18 protein-coding genes are annotated in these 16,766 nt (G+C 57.1%); 7 read left to right on the top strand and 11 right to left on the bottom strand.

Going from position 1 to position 16,766, the window contains the following annotated elements:
* Positions 1-73: 73 nt before the first annotated feature.
* From G6L01_RS16600 to G6L01_RS16590, 3 genes are all read right to left on the bottom strand, one after another.
* Complete coding sequence (locus G6L01_RS16600; protein WP_070165182.1) at positions 74-532, bottom strand: HPr kinase/phosphorylase; 459 nt, start codon at positions 530-532, stop codon at positions 74-76.
* Complete coding sequence (locus G6L01_RS16595; protein WP_012654536.1) at positions 529-2,301, bottom strand: sensor histidine kinase; 1,773 nt, start codon at positions 2,299-2,301, stop codon at positions 529-531. Before G6L01_RS16595 ends, G6L01_RS16600 begins: the two co-directional genes overlap by 4 nt.
* Positions 2,302-2,538: 237 nt before the next feature.
* The gene (locus G6L01_RS16590; protein WP_087729524.1) at positions 2,539-3,261 is read right to left on the bottom strand and encodes a response regulator transcription factor; all 723 of its coding nucleotides are present in this window, start codon (positions 3,259-3,261) and stop codon (positions 2,539-2,541) included.
* Positions 3,262-3,616: 355 nt separating this feature from the next.
* Between G6L01_RS16590 and G6L01_RS16585 the strand changes: the two genes are divergently transcribed.
* Entirely contained in the window at positions 3,617-5,227 is a 1,611-nt protein-coding gene (locus G6L01_RS16585; RefSeq protein ID WP_070165184.1) for a phosphoenolpyruvate carboxykinase, read from the top strand.
* Between the two features lie 164 nt (positions 5,228-5,391).
* Positions 5,392-5,826 carry an alternative ribosome rescue aminoacyl-tRNA hydrolase ArfB gene (arfB, locus tag G6L01_RS16580; protein ID WP_070165185.1) on the top strand — a complete coding sequence of 145 codons (435 nt, stop codon included), beginning with the start codon at positions 5,392-5,394 and terminating at the stop codon, positions 5,824-5,826.
* 54 nt (positions 5,827-5,880) lie between these two features.
* Here arfB and G6L01_RS16575 read toward each other — a convergent pair whose 3' ends face one another.
* The 7 genes from G6L01_RS16575 to hisB all read right to left on the bottom strand — a co-directional run bounded on the left by G6L01_RS16575 (position 5,881) and on the right by hisB (position 10,687).
* On the bottom strand, positions 5,881-6,459 hold the full coding sequence (locus tag G6L01_RS16575) for a DUF3237 domain-containing protein (protein WP_070165186.1): 579 nt from the start codon (positions 6,457-6,459) through the stop codon (positions 5,881-5,883).
* A 66-nt stretch (positions 6,460-6,525) separates the two neighbouring features.
* Positions 6,526-7,518 (bottom strand): type I pantothenate kinase, encoded by a 993-nt coding sequence (gene coaA, locus G6L01_RS16570; RefSeq protein ID WP_070165187.1) that lies wholly within the window; start codon positions 7,516-7,518, stop codon positions 6,526-6,528.
* A 5-nt stretch (positions 7,519-7,523) separates the two neighbouring features.
* Positions 7,524-7,838, bottom strand: a complete 315-nt coding sequence (locus G6L01_RS16565; protein WP_060718848.1) for a phosphoribosyl-ATP diphosphatase — start codon at positions 7,836-7,838, stop codon at positions 7,524-7,526.
* A 12-nt stretch (positions 7,839-7,850) separates the two neighbouring features.
* Positions 7,851-8,645 (bottom strand): imidazole glycerol phosphate synthase subunit HisF, encoded by a 795-nt coding sequence (gene hisF / locus G6L01_RS16560; RefSeq protein ID WP_070165188.1) that lies wholly within the window; start codon positions 8,643-8,645, stop codon positions 7,851-7,853.
* Positions 8,642-9,388, bottom strand: a complete 747-nt coding sequence (hisA, locus tag G6L01_RS16555) for a 1-(5-phosphoribosyl)-5-[(5-phosphoribosylamino)methylideneamino]imidazole-4-carboxamide isomerase (protein WP_070165189.1) — start codon at positions 9,386-9,388, stop codon at positions 8,642-8,644. Before hisA ends, hisF begins: the two co-directional genes overlap by 4 nt.
* A gap of 24 nt (positions 9,389-9,412) precedes the next feature.
* Positions 9,413-10,063: an imidazole glycerol phosphate synthase subunit HisH gene (gene hisH / locus G6L01_RS16550; protein WP_070165190.1), complete on the bottom strand. Its 651-nt coding sequence runs from the start codon at positions 10,061-10,063 to the stop codon at positions 9,413-9,415.
* A gap of 27 nt (positions 10,064-10,090) precedes the next feature.
* On the bottom strand, positions 10,091-10,687 hold the full coding sequence (hisB, locus tag G6L01_RS16545; RefSeq protein ID WP_070165191.1) for an imidazoleglycerol-phosphate dehydratase HisB: 597 nt from the start codon (positions 10,685-10,687) through the stop codon (positions 10,091-10,093).
* A gap of 194 nt (positions 10,688-10,881) precedes the next feature.
* Between hisB and hslV the strand changes: the two genes are divergently transcribed.
* The 3 genes from hslV to G6L01_RS16530 all read left to right on the top strand — a co-directional run bounded on the left by hslV (position 10,882) and on the right by G6L01_RS16530 (position 13,917).
* On the top strand, positions 10,882-11,442 hold the full coding sequence (gene hslV, locus G6L01_RS16540; protein ID WP_012654525.1) for an ATP-dependent protease subunit HslV: 561 nt from the start codon (positions 10,882-10,884) through the stop codon (positions 11,440-11,442).
* 37 nt (positions 11,443-11,479) lie between these two features.
* A complete protein-coding gene (gene hslU / locus G6L01_RS16535) occupies positions 11,480-12,787 on the top strand; it encodes an ATP-dependent protease ATPase subunit HslU (RefSeq protein ID WP_070165192.1) in 1,308 nt (435 codons plus the stop codon).
* A 182-nt stretch (positions 12,788-12,969) separates the two neighbouring features.
* Positions 12,970-13,917, top strand: a complete 948-nt coding sequence (locus G6L01_RS16530; RefSeq protein WP_070165195.1) for a DUF1402 family protein — start codon at positions 12,970-12,972, stop codon at positions 13,915-13,917.
* Positions 13,918-14,247: 330 nt separating this feature from the next.
* Here the strand turns inward: G6L01_RS16530 and G6L01_RS16525 are convergent, their stop codons facing one another.
* Entirely contained in the window at positions 14,248-15,276 is a 1,029-nt protein-coding gene (locus G6L01_RS16525) for an IS110 family RNA-guided transposase (protein ID WP_060718548.1), read from the bottom strand.
* Positions 15,277-15,476: 200 nt separating this feature from the next.
* On the opposite strand from G6L01_RS16525, the gene trxA reads away from it, so the two are divergent.
* The gene (gene trxA / locus G6L01_RS16520) at positions 15,477-15,797 is read left to right on the top strand and encodes a thioredoxin (protein ID WP_070152468.1); all 321 of its coding nucleotides are present in this window, start codon (positions 15,477-15,479) and stop codon (positions 15,795-15,797) included.
* Positions 15,798-15,971: 174 nt separating this feature from the next.
* The gene (locus G6L01_RS16515) at positions 15,972-16,706 is read left to right on the top strand and encodes a class I SAM-dependent methyltransferase (protein ID WP_070166186.1); all 735 of its coding nucleotides are present in this window, start codon (positions 15,972-15,974) and stop codon (positions 16,704-16,706) included.
* Positions 16,707-16,766: the final 60 nt, after the last annotated feature.

Raw genomic sequence — 16,766 nt, 5'->3', positions numbered from 1 at the left:
ATCAATTCTGTGCAGTGCATCTTGGCGATGAAAACACGAAGTGCAAGTGTAAAATAGTCTTGAGGCCACGCCTTTAATCTGTCGCCCACGCCTCAAGCAACCGTTGCAGCCCTGCAACGCTTGGATGATGGGCCGGGCAAAGGCGAAGGACAGGCAAGCACAGGTCCGGGAAAAAACACCGGCTTTCAGCGCTTTGCGGCAAGCGTTCCGTCATCGACGATGGTTCTACCGAAAGGACGACGGCATCTATCACCGCCGCATCCAGGCTTGGAACGGTCACCAATCCGCTGAATCGGATTTCCATCAACCCGGCAATTATCTGGGGTCGGAACGCGATCAATCTTCCGCCTCGGGCTTCCAGCCATACCCTGTCATCGGCCACAAGAGCGGCAAAAAGCCCATTTTGCTGCGCATTTTCCAGAAGCAGGCAAGCCAGTTGCGACTTCCCCGACCCGCTCGGCCCCATGATCAAATAGCCTCGCCTGCCCAACACGACACCGGTTGCATGCAGGTTGAGCCGGCTCTCGTTCATGGAGACGGCTCTGCCGGCAGCGTCAGGATGAAGCGGGCCCCGAGGATTCGCGCGGTTTCCGGCTCCAGGATGTTTTCAGCCCGCAACGATCCGCCATGCGCCTCGGCGATCTGCCGGCTGATGGAGAGACCAAGCCCTGAATTCTGGCCGAAGCTTTCACCATCGGGACGGTCGGTATAAAAGCGCTCGAAGATCCGGTCGATATTCTCGACCAGGATGCCGGGACCGTTGTCTTCCACCTGCACAACGCAGCGGCTGCGGGTGCGCGACAGGCGCACCACGATGCGACCTTCCTTTTCTGGCACGAAGGAACGGGCATTCTCAATCAGGTTGGTGACGATCTGGCCAATACGCAGGTCATGACCATTGATGATATAGCGGACCTTCTGGCCCTGCTTATGCTCCACGACATATTCAATATCGACCGGCTTCTTGCTGCTACGGATCTGCCTGGAAATTTCCACCAGATTGCCAAGCACGACTTCCATATCGACCGGCGCCGCATCCGTGCGCGCCAGTTCCGCATCCAGCCGCGAGGCATCCGAGATATCGCTGATCAACCGGTCAAGCCGGCGTACGTCATGCTGGATAACGTCCAACAGCCGCTGCTTCGACACATCGGTCTTGGCAAGCGGCAGGGTTTCGACAGCGCTGCGCAGAGACGTCAGCGGATTTTTCAACTCGTGACTGACATCGGCGGCAAAGCTCTCGATGGCGTCGATCCGGTCGTAAAGTGCCGTGGTCATTTCCCGTAGGGCCACGGACAGATTGCCGATTTCATCCTGGCGCGCGGAGAAATCCGGGATTTCCTCACGCTCCTTGGCGCCGCGCCGTACCCGGATGGCCGCTGCCGACAGGCGCCGCAGCGGATTGGCAATGGTCGAGGACAACAGCAGTGAAAGCACGATATTGACCAGCGTGGCCACGCCAAACACCCGTAAGATCGCCAGGCGTTCCGCATGGACGATCTTGTCGATATCGCCAGCCTGGGTGGACAGCAGCAGCACGCCGAGCACGGCGCGAAACCGCTGGACCGGCACCGCCACAGAAACGATCAACTCGCCCTGTTCGGTCACGCGCACCACGGCGCCGCGCACCCCGGTCAGGGCATTCATCACTTCCGGATAGATTGATCCATCGCCACCAGGCGCTTCCTTGTAGAGCGGTACATTGCTTGGTTGCAGCATTCGGTTGAATTGCTTGGCCAGCCATTCCGTCCAACTGCCGGTATCACCCTCGACCGGTGGAAGATCGTAACGTAGTACCTGACCACGGGAATAGAGATGACGTGAATCCAGCAGCAGATTGGCGTCGGCATCAAACAGCCGCGCCCTGGTGCGGGTTGGCGAAATCAGGCGGCGCAGCACGGGGGCGACCCGCTCTGGCTTGATGGGAAATTCCAGGTCTTCGTCATTCGGCACCGGGGTGATGCTTTGCCCCGCCTGCAATTCCAACAGCTTCTGCGGATCGATGGTGATGGAATTGGTGTCGACCGAGGCCGAGGCGGAAATCGCACCGGCGATAATTTCCCCTTGGGTCAGCAGGCTTTCCACCCGCGCATCAATCAGCCCTTCGCGAAACTGATTGAGATACATGATACCGGCGACCAGAACGATCAATGCCGCAAGATTGAAGAAGACGATCCGTCGCGTCAGACTGGAGAAAACGGCATTGCCGAAGATGCGTCTGATCAAGGTAAAGGGATGAGAAAAGGACAGGCGCAAGGGCAGCCTGCGGCTCTCGCCGGGATCCCCGTCCTTATCGTCCATAGGCCTTTTGGATAGAATTCCCCTCACACGGCACACTTATCCTGTGGGGCAATCGAATCCCACCGAACACCATCATGTCTGCCGTCAACGTTCATTCTCAACCGGGCCTGGTCCTAGAGTTTGTCAGGGAAACCGGTTTTCCCGAAAAGACAAACGAAAACAAGAGAATTGAGAGCCTGTCTGGTTCAATCAGACCTCGACAGGCTCTCAATCCGCAAGCATTGCCCGCAGGCGGCATCAGGCCGTTTCGCGGAAGCGGTATCCAACGCCGTACAGCGTTTCGATCATGTCGAAATCATTGTCGACCATTTTGAACTTCTTTCGCAGGCGCTTGATATGGCTGTCAATGGTGCGATCATCAACATAGACCTGCTCGTCATAGGCGGCATCCATCAGCGCGTCGCGGCTCTTCACCACGCCTGGCCGCTGGGCCAGCGAATGCAGGATCAGAAATTCGGTAACTGTCAGCGTGACCGGATCGCCCTTCCAGGTGCAGGTATGGCGCTCTTGGTCCATGACCAGTTGGCCGCGCTCCAGGTTGCGAGCCTGCTGCTCGGCAGCGCTCTTGACATTGCCGGGTGCGTTTCCGGTTTCGCGATTGGCGGCGCGACGCAGAATGGCCTTGACCCGCTCTACCAGCAGGCGCTGCGAAAACGGCTTGGTGATGAAGTCGTCGGCCCCCATTTTCAAGCCGAACAATTCATCGATTTCCTCATCCTTGGAGGTCAGGAAGATCACCGGGATATCTGACTTCTGGCGCAGGCGGCGCAGCAGTTCCATCCCATCCATGCGTGGCATCTTGATATCGAAGATCGCCAGCTGTGGCGGCCGCGCCAGAAGCCCGTCCAGCGCCGAAGCTCCATCCGTATAGGTTTCGACCTTATAGCCCTCGGCTTCGAGAGCGATCGAAACCGACGTCAGAATATTCCGGTCGTCGTCAACAAGCGCAATTGTCTGCATGCCGTTTATCTCCGTCATTACCGATTGCCGTCACCGCCCATCAAGAAGGTGACGGCCCGCAGCCCCATTCCATATAGGGGCCGCGAAGCGCTTCATGAGGGTAAAGGTGGAACAAATTGTGGCAAAGATAAAGGGGGCAGGCATATCCGGCTTCAACGCAGTCCCGTTTCGATCGCAAAAGACAAAGGCTCATCGCGTTTAAACTGAACCGATTTAAAACTAACATACCAGTTTAAAACGATTAAATATATGATATTATTGATGTTTTCAAGATTTTGCTCTTGCGTTTTTAAAACTTGGTCATTAGCGTTGACCCATAATCATCTGGCCATCCCGCTGAAGAAGGAATTGCATCATGGAGGAGCTTGGAGTGAACAATAGCCGTCTTGGGATCGAGACCATTGGCTTGGGCAAGGCCGCCAATGTCCATTATAACCTGCTGCCCGCCGCCCTTTATGAGCATGCGATCCGCAATGGCGAAGCCGTTCTGACCGCAGACGGCGCGCTTCTGGCCGAGACCGGACAGCATACGGGCCGCTCCCCGAAGGACAAGTTCATCCTGCGTGACGCCAATACCGATGGCCAGATCTGGTGGGACAATAACAAGCCGATGTCGAAGGAGCATTTCGACATCTTGCATCAGGACATGCTGGCGCATGTGGCTGGCAAGACCCTGTTCGTACAGGATCTGATTGGTGGCGCCGATGCCGCCAACGCTTTGCCAACCCGCGTAATAACGGAACTTGCATGGCATTCGCTGTTTATCCGTAACCTGCTCATTCGTCCGGATCGCGCCGCGCTTGCCGATTTCGAAGCGAAATTCACCATTATTGACCTTCCCAGCTTCAAGGCTGATCCGGCCCGTCACGGCTGCCGGACCGAAACGGTCATCGCCTGCGACTTCACCAACAATATCGTGCTGATCGCCGGCACCTACTATGCCGGTGAAATGAAGAAGTCGGTGTTCACCGCGCTGAACTATATGCTGCCTGCCAAGCAGGTCATGCCGATGCATTGCTCGGCCAATGTTGGCCCGGCTGGCGATTCGGCTGTGTTCTTCGGTCTGTCCGGCACCGGCAAAACCACGCTGTCGGCCGATCCTGCCCGCACGCTGATCGGCGATGACGAGCATGGTTGGGGCGAGGACGGCATCTTCAACTTCGAAGGTGGCTGCTACGCCAAGACCATCCGCCTGTCAGCAGAAGCCGAGCCGGAAATCTACGCCACCACCAAGCGGTTCGGCACGGTGCTGGAAAATGTTGTACTCGACGAAAACCGCGTCCCGGATTTCAACGACGGCTCGAAGACCGAAAATACCCGTTGCGCCTATCCGCTGAACTTCATTCCCAATGCGTCGCCCACCGGGCGCGCCGGGCATCCGAAGACCATCATCATGCTGACCGCAGATGCCTTCGGCGTCATGCCGCCGATCGCCAAGCTGACACCAGAACAGGCGATGTACCACTTCCTTTCCGGCTACACCGCGAAAGTGGCTGGCACGGAGCGCGGCGTAACCGAGCCGGAAGCAACCTTCTCGACTTGCTTCGGCGCACCGTTCATGCCTCGCCATCCGGCAGAATATGGCAATCTGCTCAAGGAGTTGATTGCCCGCCACGAAGTGGATTGCTGGCTGGTCAACACCGGTTGGACCGGCGGCGCCTACGGTATCGGTAGCCGCATGCCAATCAAGGCCACCCGCGCCCTGCTGACGGCGGCTCTCTCCGGTGAGTTGAAGAAAGCCGAGTTCCGCACCGACGCCAATTTCGGCTTCGCGGTACCGGTTGCCGTCGACGGCGTCGATACCAGTATTCTCGACCCACGCTCGACCTGGGCGAATGGGGCTGACTATGACGCGCAGGCCAAGAAACTGGTCGGCATGTTCATCGCCAATTTCGAGAAATTCGAAGCCCATGTGGACAGCAATGTCCGCGATGCGGCTCCGGTTCTGGCTGTTGCTGCGCAGTAAACGTTTCACGTGTGACGATTTTGGAAAGCCCGGCGATGATCATCGCCGGGCTTTTTCCATGGTGCATCTGCTCCAGGAAAACAGCCTGAGATACCAAAGAACCGAGATTTGCCTGAACTGGCGTTTTCCGCTACAGCCTCACGGCGAAAAGGCTGGACAGGACCATGGCGAGCGACCCGCTCTATATCAATGACAGGATTACGATTGCCGGTTGGGAATTGACCGAGCAATTCGTGCTGGCCGGTGGTCCGGGCGGGCAGAATGTCAACAAGGTCTCGACCGCAGTCCAATTGTTCTTTCCGCTGACAAGCTCTCCCTCGCTCCCGGACCGTATCAAGACCAATGCCATCAAATTGGCAGGCCGACGCCTGTCCAAAGAAGGCGTGTTGTTGATCGAGGCCAGCCGCTTTCGAAGCCAGGAGCGCAATCGGGAAGATGCACGCGAACGGCTAAAGGAATTGCTGCTCGAAGCAGCCAAACCACCACCACCGCCGCGCCGGAAGACCAAACCCACCAAGGGATCAATCGAACGCCGGTTGAAGGCAAAGGTGGGACGCGGTGAAATCAAGAAAATGCGCGAGAAACCGGGTCAGGATTGATCGCTTTCCTCACGCAGCGCCCTCCAAAGCTACCACGTCCTCGATTCCCTGGACCTAAACCAGGCTGAACACGCGAATCAGCACCATCGGTTTGGGCCGCAGGCTGTGCAGGGTGCCGACAAAGACACGGCGGTTCAGCCAGTCATGCGGTCCTTCCGGTGCGGTAATATCGATATGCGAAAAGGCATATTGCGTGCCGTCCGGTTGGCGGTCGATCAAGACCCTATTGTTGACGGTAATCACGGCGCCGTCATCCGCCTGCAACTCATAAAGCGCGTTGAGAAGCCGCACACCGTCCTTGCGCAACACTTGCCGGTCGGCACCGCCAGGCATGACCTTGCCCTTGATTCGCGGCCCGGCAAATTCACCGCCGGTAATATTGATGATACGTCTGTCGCCCAGCGGGGACGCACCCATCTCGATCGTATCCTGAAGGGTAAAAATCGCCTCATAGACAAATTCTGTCCGGGGCAAGGCGATGGGAATGTCTGATAGCGGACCGCCGCCGGTTTTTGTATCCGCTGCCTGTCCGCTTTGGCCTGCGGCGGTCGCGGCTATCACCGTCGCTGCCGCACCCAGAAACACACGCCTGCCCGAAACCGGCGCGGTTTTGTTGGGATCAATCAATGGCATAACTCTCCTCCCAGAGATAAAACCTTATGAAAACATCAATTTATCAAAATAGTCGGGCGCAATGCCCTATAATTTTCGCAGCGCCACCTGCTCCACCAGATGATTTTCTCCCTTACGCAGAATCAAATCGGCCCGGGGCCTGGTCGGCTGGATATTGTCGCGCAGATTGATCAGGTTGATGTGGCTCCAGAGATTTTCGGCAATGGTTGAAGCTTCATCTTCGCTGATCGTCGCATAGCGGTGAAAGTAGGAATTTGGATCGCGGAAGGCCGTTTGGCGCAGCTTCATGAATCGCTTTACGTACCAATTGTGGATCAGACTTTCCTCAGCATCGATATAGATCGAAAAATCGAAGAAATCCGAGACCATCGGCACGATCTTGCCATCTCGCGGCAGGTCGCGCGATTGCAGCACATTGATGCCCTCGAAGATCAGGATGTCCGGACGGTCGATGATGGTATGTTGATCAGGCACTACATCATAGGTGAGATGGGAGTAGCGCGGCGCCTTGACATTCTGCTGCCCGGCCTTGATGGCCGACAGGAACCGCAGGAGGGCCGCCGTATCGTAGCTTTCCGGAAACCCTTTGCGGTTGAGCTTGTTGTCGCGCACCAGCGTCGCGTTCGAATAGAGAAAGCCATCGGTGGTGACCAGATCAACTTTCGGGCTGGAAGGCCAGCGGGCCAAAAGCTCCTTCAGCACGCGCGCCGTGGTGGATTTGCCCACCGCCACCGACCCGGCAATACCGATAATGAACGGCGTCTTGGTCACATTGGTGCTGAGAAAGCGGTTGCGCTGCTCAAACAGCAATTGCGACGATTCGACATGTGAGGATAATAGCCGCGACAGCGCCAGATAGATCCGCCGTACCTCGGCAAGATCAATCGGGTCATCAATGGATCGCAGGCGATGTACTTCGTCCAGTGTCAGGGTTAGCGGCGTATCGGCCCGAAACCGCGCCCATTCCTCCGACGAAAAGAACAGATAGGGCGAGTAGCTGCCTACCTGGAAATGATCAAGGGCTTCCTCCCCCTCGGCCTGCCTGATCGCTGTCGTCATCTGTCCTACCGACTGGCCTTTTCGCTGAGGCCCGATTGGGCGGTGCGCCGTTGCAACTCTTCCATCACCGTTTCTATCGGGATATCGGCAATTTTCAATACGACCAACAGGTGATAAAGCAAATCGGCACTCTCATAGATCAGGTTGGCGCGATCATTTTTGACCGCTGCCATCACGGCCTCGATAGCCTCTTCGCCAAGCTTCTTGGCGGCCTTGTCCTGGCCTGCCGTCACCAGCTTTGCCGTCCAGCTTTCGTCCGGCGAAGCCTTGGCGCGGGTGGCAACGATGGTCTCCAGATCGGACAGCGTGAATGTGGTCATGAAATTGCCCCTTCAGGCCTGGTCGAGACGCATGGGGATACCGGCATTGGCCATATGGGCCTTGGCCTCGGCTATCGAATAGGTACCGAAATGGAAAATCGACGCCGCGAGAACGGCAGTGGCATGGCCTTGCCTGACGCCCGCCACCAGATCATCCAACGTGCCAACGCCGCCAGAGGCAATCACCGGCACCCGAACCGCATCGGCAATGGCGCGGGTCAGTTCCAAATCATAACCGATTTTGGTGCCGTCACGATCCATGGAGGTCACAAGCAATTCGCCTGCGCCACGCTCGACCATTTTGACCGCAAACTCGATAGCGTCAATGCCAGTCGCATTGCGCCCGCCATGGGTATAAATCTCCCAGGCGCTAAGATTGTCGCCACCGCTGGCCTGGCTTAGGCGACGTTTTGCATCAATCGAGACCACAATACATTGATTGCCGAATTTATCGGCGGCTTCCGCAACAAAATCGGGATTGCTCACGGCTGCCGAGTTGATTGAAACCTTATCGGCACCAGCCAGCAGCAGCTTGCGAATATCGCCAACCGCCCGCACACCGCCCCCCACCGTGACCGGCATGAAGCAATGATCTGCGGTGCGGGCGACGACATCAAAAATCGTCTCGCGATTATCGGATGAAGCGGTAATGTCCAAAAAGCAAAGCTCATCGGCACCGGCGGCGTCATAGGCCTTGGCCGCTTCGACCGGATCACCGGCATCGATCAGATCGACAAAGTTCACGCCCTTGACGACACGGCCATCCTTCACGTCGAGACAAGGAATAATACGGGCCTTGAGTGTCACAGGATGGCATCCTTTTTCGCATCGGCAATCAAGGCCAGCGCTTCTGCCGGATCGATCCGCCCATCATAAAGGGCGCGACCGGAAATTGCACCTTCCAGTTTGCGCGCATCCGGCTCCAGCATCCGGCGGATATCCTCTATTGACGCAAGTCCGCCAGACGCGATGACAGGGATGGAGACAGCATCCGCCAGTTCCAGCGTCGAAGCCCAGTTTATTCCGGTCAGAATACCGTCCCGGTCGATATCCGTATAGATGATTGCCGCAACGCCTGCGCCTTCAAACTTTTTTGCCAGCTCGACCACGCCAAGCTCAGAGGCTTCCGCCCAACCTTCCACGGCCACCTTGCCACCCTTGGCATCGATGCCAACCGCGATCTTGCCGGGAAAAAGCTTGCAGGCCTCAATCACCAGGGCCGGATTGCGCACGGCGACCGTGCCGAGAATGACGCGCGACAAGCCATGCTGAAGCCAGGTTTCGATATGGGCAAGACTGCGGATACCGCCGCCCAGCTGGACCGGATTTTTCGTTGACTTGAGAATGGCATCCACCGCCGCGCCATTGACGGTTTCACCGGCAAAGGCGCCGTTCAGGTCAACAACATGCAGCCATTCGAAGCCCTGGTCTTCAAAGGCCTTGGCCTGCGCACCGGGATCGGGATTGTAGACGGTGGCTTGCTCCATATCGCCCAGCTTCAGGCGAACGCATTGGCCGTCTTTAAGGTCGATGGCGGGAAAGAGGATCATCGTATGCTATCCATCGGCACGGGCTCACGGCGCCCAATTGAGAAAATTAGAAATCAGCTGGAGGCCTAGCGTCTGGCTCTTTTCCGGATGGAACTGCGCGCCAGCCATATTGTCACGACCAACAAAGGCGGTCATCGGGCCGCCATAATCGGTCGTGGCAACAACCTCATCGGCATTGCTGGCCGCCAGATGGTAGGAATGGACGAAATAGGCATGCAGCCCGTCATTGCCGGTGGCAATCCCGTCAAATAGCGGATGAGGACGGGCAAGTGTCAGCGTGTTCCAGCCGATCTGTGGGATCTTCAGGCCCGGATCGGAAGGGGTCATTTCCACCACATCGCCCTTGATCCAGCCGAGGCCTTCGGTGACGGTCTTTTCCAACCCGCGCGACGACATCAGCTGCATGCCGACGCAGATGCCGAGAAACGGGCGGCCCTTGACCTCCACCGCTTCGATCAGCGCTTCATGCATGCCGGGCACAGCATCGAGGCCTCGCTTGCAATCGGCATAGGCACCGACGCCGGGCAAGACGATCCGGTCGGCGGTTGCCACCCGGTCTGCCTTGTCGGTCAGTTCAATTTCGGCATCAAGGCCGGATTCTCGGACGGCCCGCTCGAACGCCTTGGTGGCGGAGCGCAGATTGCCTGATCCGTAGTCAATAATCACAACACGCATGGAGGCTCAGATCCTCAACTTGATCGTTTACAGCATTCCCTTGGTGGACGGAATGCGGCCCGCCTGGCGCGGATCGATTTCGGTGGCGCTGCGCAGGGCGCGAGCGACGGCCTTGAAGCAGGTTTCGGCGATATGGTGGTTGTTGGCACCGTAATGATTGAGGATATGCAGGGTAATACCGGCATTCTGCGCCAGCGCCTGGAAAAACTCCCGTACCAATTCGGTGTCGAATGTGCCGATCTTCGGTGCCGAAAACGCAACGTTCCAAACCAGGAAGGGCCGTCCCGAAACATCGATGGCCGCCTTGGTCATGGTCTCGTCCATGGCAAGATCAATTGACGCATAGCGCACGATGCCGCGCCGGTCGCCCAATGCCTTGGAAATCGCCTGGCCGATGGCAATGCCGGTATCTTCGACGGTGTGGTGATCATCGATATGCAGATCGCCCGTGACGTCGATATCCATATCGATCAGCGAATGGCGGCTGAGCTGGTCCAGCATATGGTCGAAGAAACCGACCCCCGTCGAAATCTTCGAAGTGCCGGTGCCGTCAATATTGACGGAAACCGAGACCGAGGTTTCGTTGGTCTTGCGCGAAATGCTGGCGCTGCGGCTCTCTGCCATGGCCTTCTCCTTGAAAATATGCCGTTCCTTATCAGGCGGGGGTTGAAATATCCAGCAGGGCGAGCCGGGTTTTTCGGCGATCCGGCATCAGGATAACGGCCAACCGTCTTGGCGTTTGCAATTGTGTTTTGGCCGCTTACATAAAGGTCAATCGAAGCGCCGGATTGGACGGCGATGGACTGGAACGGATCGATATGAGCGAACATAATCCCTATGGAACCATGCATGGCACCACGATCATCACGGTGCGCAAGGGCGGCATGGTGGTGATGGCCGGTGACGGACAGGTCAGCCTTGGCCAGACCGTGATGAAGGGCAATGCCCGCAAGGTGCGCCGCATTGGCAAGGGCGAGGTGATCGCCGGTTTTGCCGGAGCGACGGCGGATGCCTTCACCCTGCTGGAGCGGCTGGAAAAGAAGCTGGAGCAATATCCCGGTCAGTTGATGCGCGCCGCAGTCGAGCTTGCCAAGGACTGGCGCACCGACAAATACCTGCGCAACCTGGAAGCGATGATGCTGGTGGCCGACAAGACGGTGACGCTCGCCATTACCGGCAATGGCGATGTGCTGGAACCCGAACATGGCACGATTGCCATCGGCTCGGGTGGCAATTACGCGCTGGCTGCGGCTCTGGCCTTGATGGACACAGAAAAGTCGGCGGAAGAAGTGGCCCGCAAGGCCATGAAGATCGCTGCCGATATTTGCGTCTATACCAATGAAAACGTGCTGGTCGAAACGCTGGAAAGCGCCAACTGACCGCCCTCCTTTTCCACTCCTTCCAGGTGTAATCTCAATGACAACTTTTTCACCCCGCGAAATCGTCTCGGAACTCGACCGCTATATCATCGGTCAGAACGATGCAAAGCGTGCCGTGGCGATTGCGCTGCGCAACCGCTGGCGCCGCCAGCAGCTCGATGAGAGCCTGCGCGACGAAGTCATGCCCAAGAACATCCTGATGATCGGCCCGACCGGCGTCGGCAAGACCGAAATCTCCCGACGCCTCGCCAAACTGGCTGGCGCGCCTTTCATCAAGGTTGAGGCCACAAAATTCACCGAGGTCGGCTATGTCGGCCGCGACGTGGAGCAGATCATCCGTGATCTCGTGGAAATCGGTATCGGCCTGATCAAGGAAAAGAAGCGGCTGGAGGTGGAAGCCAAGGCCCATGCCGGTGCCGAAGAGCGCGTGCTGGATGCGCTGGTCGGCGCCACCGCCTCGCCTGCTACCCGTGATAGTTTCCGCAAGAAGCTGCGGGCCGGAGAGCTGGACGACAAGGAAATCGATATCGAGGTTGCAGAGACAAGCTCCGGCATGCCGGGCTTTGAGATTCCCGGCATGCCGGGGGCCAATGTCGGCATTCTCAACCTGTCCGACATGTTTGGCAAAGCGATGGGCGGCCGCACCAAGAAGGTCCGCACCACCGTCAAGACCTCCTATGCCGATCTGATCCGCGACGAATCTGACAAGCTGATCGACAATGAGTTGATCCAGCGCGAAGCGGTAAAGTCGGTTGAAAACGACGGCATCGTCTTCCTGGACGAAATCGATAAGATCGCCAACCGCGAAGGCGCCATGGGCGCCGGTGTGTCGCGCGAAGGCGTGCAGCGCGACCTTCTGCCCCTGGTGGAAGGCACGACGGTTGCCACCAAATACGGGCCGGTGAAGACCGACCACATCCTGTTTATCGCGTCGGGGGCCTTCCATGTCTCCAAACCCTCCGACCTCCTGCCGGAATTGCAGGGCCGGTTGCCGATTCGCGTTGAGCTAAAGGCACTGACCAAGGAGGATTTTCGCCGGATTCTGACGGAAACCGAGGCCAGCCTCATTCGTCAATACATTGCGTTGATGGCCACTGAACAGTTGGATCTCGAGTTTACCGAGGATGCCATCGATGCGCTGGCGGATGTTGCCGTCAATCTCAACAGCTCGATTGAAAATATCGGCGCGCGACGTTTGCAGACGGTGATGGAGCGGGTGCTCGACGACATTTCCTTCAACGCGCCGGATCGCGGCGGTGCGAAAGTGATGATCGATTCGGCCTATGTGCGCGAGCATGTCGGCGAAATCGCCGCTGACACAGATCTGTCGCGCTATATTCTGTGATGTTTTCGCACCGCGATGGGGTGAAATCGGCAAATCAGCGCCCTAATTCGGCCTTGTGACCGGTCGAGAGTCGACAGCAACGGCCCTCCCTCTATAAGGAGGGCCGCTCGCCGTAATAGGGCAAGGCGGTATCGGGTTGGTGAAACATCGTTCCGATCTGCAATATATACGGGATGGAAATGGTGCGTCGCTTAGCTCTGGTCTTTATTCTTTCGGTTTCATGTGTTTTTTCCGCCGCCTTCGTGCCGGAAATCCAGGCGGCCGAAGTGCGGATGGTGCCTGCGGGCAATCGCAATGCTGAACAGCCCCCCATTCCCGGCGCATCCAAGCAGCGCACCAAGGAAACCAAGACCACCTTCGATCTGAAATACGAGAAGATTCGCGATCTGCTGATCAGGGACCGCCAATTGATCGGCAAGATCAAGAAAACCGCGGCGGCCTATAATATCGACCCGATCCACATCGTTGGCGCGCTGGTCGGTGAGCATACCTATAATGTCGATGCCTATGACACATTGCAAAGCTACTATGTGAAGGCCGCTTCCTATGCCGGTCACACCTTCCGCTTTGCCTATGATGGCGAGGATGTCGATGATTTCGTCGCCCGCCCGGAATTTGCCGCCTGCGCCGAGTTGAAGGATTCGGCCACGCTGTGGACTTGCCGGGAAAATGTCTGGGAAGACAAGTTCCAGGGCAAGCGGGTCGGCAACAAAAGCTTTCCTAACAATCGCTTCAGCGCGGTGTTTTTCCAGCCTTTCTATGCCGGGCAAACCTTTGGCCTTGGCCAGATCAATCCGCTGACAGCATTGATGCTGACCGATATGGTCCATCAGACATCCGGCTATCCCAAACTGGATGAGAAGGATGCGGCGGGGCTCTATAAGGCCATTATGGACCCGGATACCTCACTCGCCTATATCGCGGCGATCATCCGCAAATCCATCGATGACTATAAAACCTATGCCAATGTGGATATTTCCAACAATCCTGGCCTGACAGCGACGCTTTACAATGTCGGGAATTCCGAGGCGCGAGCCCGGGCGCTGGGACGGCGCGGCGGCCTGCCGGAAGAAAATTACTATGGCTGGCTGGTCAATGACCGGCTGAAAGAACTCGAAGGCCTGCTCTAGGCCCTGTGAGGGCCTCATCTATGTAATTCCTCTGCAAACTCAAGCATTTCGACCGCATCGCCACGCGAAACATATGTGGACACCCCCTCGGTCAAGCCTTTCTTCTGATCTTTTTGAACCCGGCTGGCTGCTCGCATATGTCCGGCCTCTCTGATGATCGGCCGAACGGCCGCGGGCCTTGATGAAATCCGCGGATCATGGTCCCAATCAAAAAAGCGCATTCTGCAGATGCAGTCTCGCGAACGGGTTGTCCTGATCCCCGGCGGAACCGGTATTCATCACGATCGTCTGGCAGGCCCTCCGAACTCGGTGACGCTGGTGCGTCGGTTTCTATGCGATGGCGTTTGTGTATACCGTCTGCCGAGTCATCACGGCCCATGCGATCCGCGCCATCTTGTTCGCCAGCGCCACGGTCGTCAGGCGCGGGGGCTTCGTTAACAACAATTTCCTGACCCACTCGATGAGCGGCCCGTGCATCTTATGCCTGACATGCCTGAGGACGGCTGTCGCGCCGACGATCAGCAGCGTTCGCAGATATCGGTTCCCGGCCTTCGTGATCCTGCCGAGGCGCTCTTTTCCTCCAGACGAATTCGATCGTGGCGTCAGCCCGAGCCATGCGGCAAATTCTCGCCCCGACCTGAAGACTGACGCATCAGGCACCGTCGCCGCCAGTGCTGTGGCAGTGATGACGCCGACGCCCGGGATCGTCGCAAGCCTGCGGCCTGCTTCGCTCGTTCGTTGCCATTCGCGTATCTTGGCTTCAAGTGTCCTGACCTCGGCGGTCAGGGAGTCGATTTGCCTGGCCAAGGATACGACAATGTCAGTCACGAGCGGCGGAACGTCCAGCTCTGTCGGCTCGTGTGCGAGCACCCGCTCGACGAGCTCTGCCGTTCTTTCGATCCCGACCGGCGCCACGATGCCGATCTCGGTGAGATGGCCTCGTAAGGCGTTCACCAGCATGGTCCTCTGCCGGATGAGGAGAGCACGCGACTTGTGCACCATCAGGATCGACTGCTGCGACGCGGTTTTGATTGGAACGAACCGCATGGTCGGCCGGGTCACAGCCTCGCAGATCGCCTCGGCATCCACCATGTCGTTCTTCCCCCGCTTCACGTACGGCTTCACATAAGCCGGCGCCATCAGCTTGACCTCATGGCCCATGCCTGTCAGTTCGCGAGCCCAGTGATGCGCGGAGCCGCACGCCTCCATGCCGATCAGACTCGGCTCCAGCTTGGCAAAGAATGCAAGAAGGTGTGTGCGCCGGAGTTTCTGAGCGATCACGACACGACTGCTGTCATCAATGCCGTGAACCTGGAAGACATTCTTTGCAAGGTCGATTCCGATTGTCAGCCTGGACATCCCGTTTCCTTTCCAACGTTTGATTGGTCCCTGCCGATATTCTCGGCGGTAGTGGTGGGGGTGTCCACATCATCAAAAATCGGCGCGGCGCTATAACGTTTTGTCTTGGCTGACGCCCGACAATTGCAATGCGCTTTAAGTTGAAATCCTCACAATAACCATCATATATGTGACAACAGGAATTCTCCAAGGAGCAGCCAATGGCTACGGTAAAAGTCGATGCAAACAATTTCGAGGCAGAAGTTCTACAGTCTGTAGAGCCTGTTGTGGTGGACTTCTGGGCCGAATGGTGCGGCCCCTGCAAGATGATCGCCCCCAGCCTGGATGAAATCTCCACGGAAATGGCCGGCAAGGTCAAGATCGCCAAGCTCAACATTGACGAAAACCCAGAACTCGCCGCCAAATTCGGCGTCCGCTCCATCCCAACGCTCGCCATGTTCAAGGGCGGCGAAGTCGCCGACATCAAGGTTGGCGCTGCCCCGAAGACGGCCCTGTCCAGCTGGATCGCTGGCGCTGCTTGAGTAGGTGCTGGATGTAATTGGATGCGAAGAAGCCCGGTTTTGCCGGGCTTTTTTGTTTGTTTTTTGCGATTGAAAACAGATAATACAATCTGATGTTGTTAAAATAGGGCATTGAACTGCCATAGCTGAGAACTATTGAGAGTAAATTGTTTCACGATCATATTATGGTGTCCCATGCCGCAGAATATTTACGACGACCCTGCTTTTTTTGAAGGTTATAAAAGCCTGCGACAGGGCGATACCGGCCTCAATGGCGCATTGGAAGTTCCAGCATTACGCGCCGTGTTACCCGAGCTATCGGGCTTGCGTATTCTCGATATCGGCTGTGGTTTCGGTGATTTTGCGCGGCACGCACGGTCACTTGGGGCGAGTTCGGTAACCGGACTGGATGTTTCCCAGAATATGATTGCAGAGGCGAGGCAACTAACCGATGACGCTTTTGTAGTTTACGTTTGCAGCTCTATTGAAGGGTATAAACTTCCGGTCGAAGGCTTTGATTTGGTCGTATCATCAATGGCCTTGCATTATGTCGATGATTATCGATCCATAGTGCAGAAAGTTCTGGGCGGGTTGTCCAAAGGTGGGCGTTTCATTTTCTCCATTGAGCATCCGATATGTACGGCAAATCCAATTGGATGGACCAAAGATGACCATGGAGAACCCCTTAACTGGCCGTTGGACAAGTATCAGGAAGAAGGAATGCGACAGACGAAATGGTTCGTGGATGACGTTGTAAAATTTCATCGAACCACTGAAACATATGTGCGTGAACTTCTGAACGCTGGCTTTCGGTTGGACCATTTTGGGGAGCCAGCGCCAACGCATGAGGCTTTGGTGGAAAGACCATCCCTGTCGATCACTCTCCGTCGCCCGCCTGTACTCCTTCTCGCCGCAACGAAAGTGATCTGATCTTTTGAACGTTAACGCAATGACCGCATGGGTCGCTTGCAGACGGACATAAAATGCCGC

The sequence above is a fragment of the Agrobacterium vitis genome (assembly GCF_013337045.2).
GTDB classification, from domain to species: Bacteria; Pseudomonadota; Alphaproteobacteria; order Rhizobiales; family Rhizobiaceae; genus Allorhizobium; species Allorhizobium vitis_B.
This window is presented reverse-complemented; position numbering and strand designations above follow the sequence as displayed.

Bases quoted from the DNA above. Each gene is read 5' to 3' on its own strand.
- G6L01_RS16595 (WP_012654536.1), bottom strand. From the start codon at position 2,301: ATGGACGATAAGGACGGGGATCCCGGCGAGAGCCGCAGGCTGCCCTTG.
- G6L01_RS16600 (WP_070165182.1), bottom strand. From the start codon at position 532: ATGAACGAGAGCCGGCTCAACCTGCATGCAACCGGTGTCGTGTTGGGC.
- hisB (WP_070165191.1), bottom strand. From the start codon at position 10,687: ATGGCAGAGAGCCGCAGCGCCAGCATTTCGCGCAAGACCAACGAAACC.
- trxA (WP_070152468.1), top strand. From the start codon at position 15,477: ATGGCTACGGTAAAAGTCGATGCAAACAATTTCGAGGCAGAAGTTCTA.
- coaA (WP_070165187.1), bottom strand. From the start codon at position 7,518: ATGACGACAGCGATCAGGCAGGCCGAGGGGGAGGAAGCCCTTGATCAT.
- G6L01_RS16565 (WP_060718848.1), bottom strand. From the start codon at position 7,838: ATGACCACATTCACGCTGTCCGATCTGGAGACCATCGTTGCCACCCGC.
- hslU (WP_070165192.1), top strand. From the start codon at position 11,480: ATGACAACTTTTTCACCCCGCGAAATCGTCTCGGAACTCGACCGCTAT.
- G6L01_RS16515 (WP_070166186.1), top strand. From the start codon at position 15,972: ATGCCGCAGAATATTTACGACGACCCTGCTTTTTTTGAAGGTTATAAA.
- arfB (WP_070165185.1), top strand. From the start codon at position 5,392: ATGGCGAGCGACCCGCTCTATATCAATGACAGGATTACGATTGCCGGT.
- hisH (WP_070165190.1), bottom strand. From the start codon at position 10,063: ATGCGTGTTGTGATTATTGACTACGGATCAGGCAATCTGCGCTCCGCC.
- G6L01_RS16575 (WP_070165186.1), bottom strand. From the start codon at position 6,459: ATGCCATTGATTGATCCCAACAAAACCGCGCCGGTTTCGGGCAGGCGT.
- hslV (WP_012654525.1), top strand. From the start codon at position 10,882: ATGAGCGAACATAATCCCTATGGAACCATGCATGGCACCACGATCATC.
- G6L01_RS16585 (WP_070165184.1), top strand. From the start codon at position 3,617: ATGGAGGAGCTTGGAGTGAACAATAGCCGTCTTGGGATCGAGACCATT.
- hisA (WP_070165189.1), bottom strand. From the start codon at position 9,388: ATGATCCTCTTTCCCGCCATCGACCTTAAAGACGGCCAATGCGTTCGC.
- G6L01_RS16590 (WP_087729524.1), bottom strand. From the start codon at position 3,261: ATGCAGACAATTGCGCTTGTTGACGACGACCGGAATATTCTGACGTCG.
- G6L01_RS16525 (WP_060718548.1), bottom strand. From the start codon at position 15,276: ATGTCCAGGCTGACAATCGGAATCGACCTTGCAAAGAATGTCTTCCAG.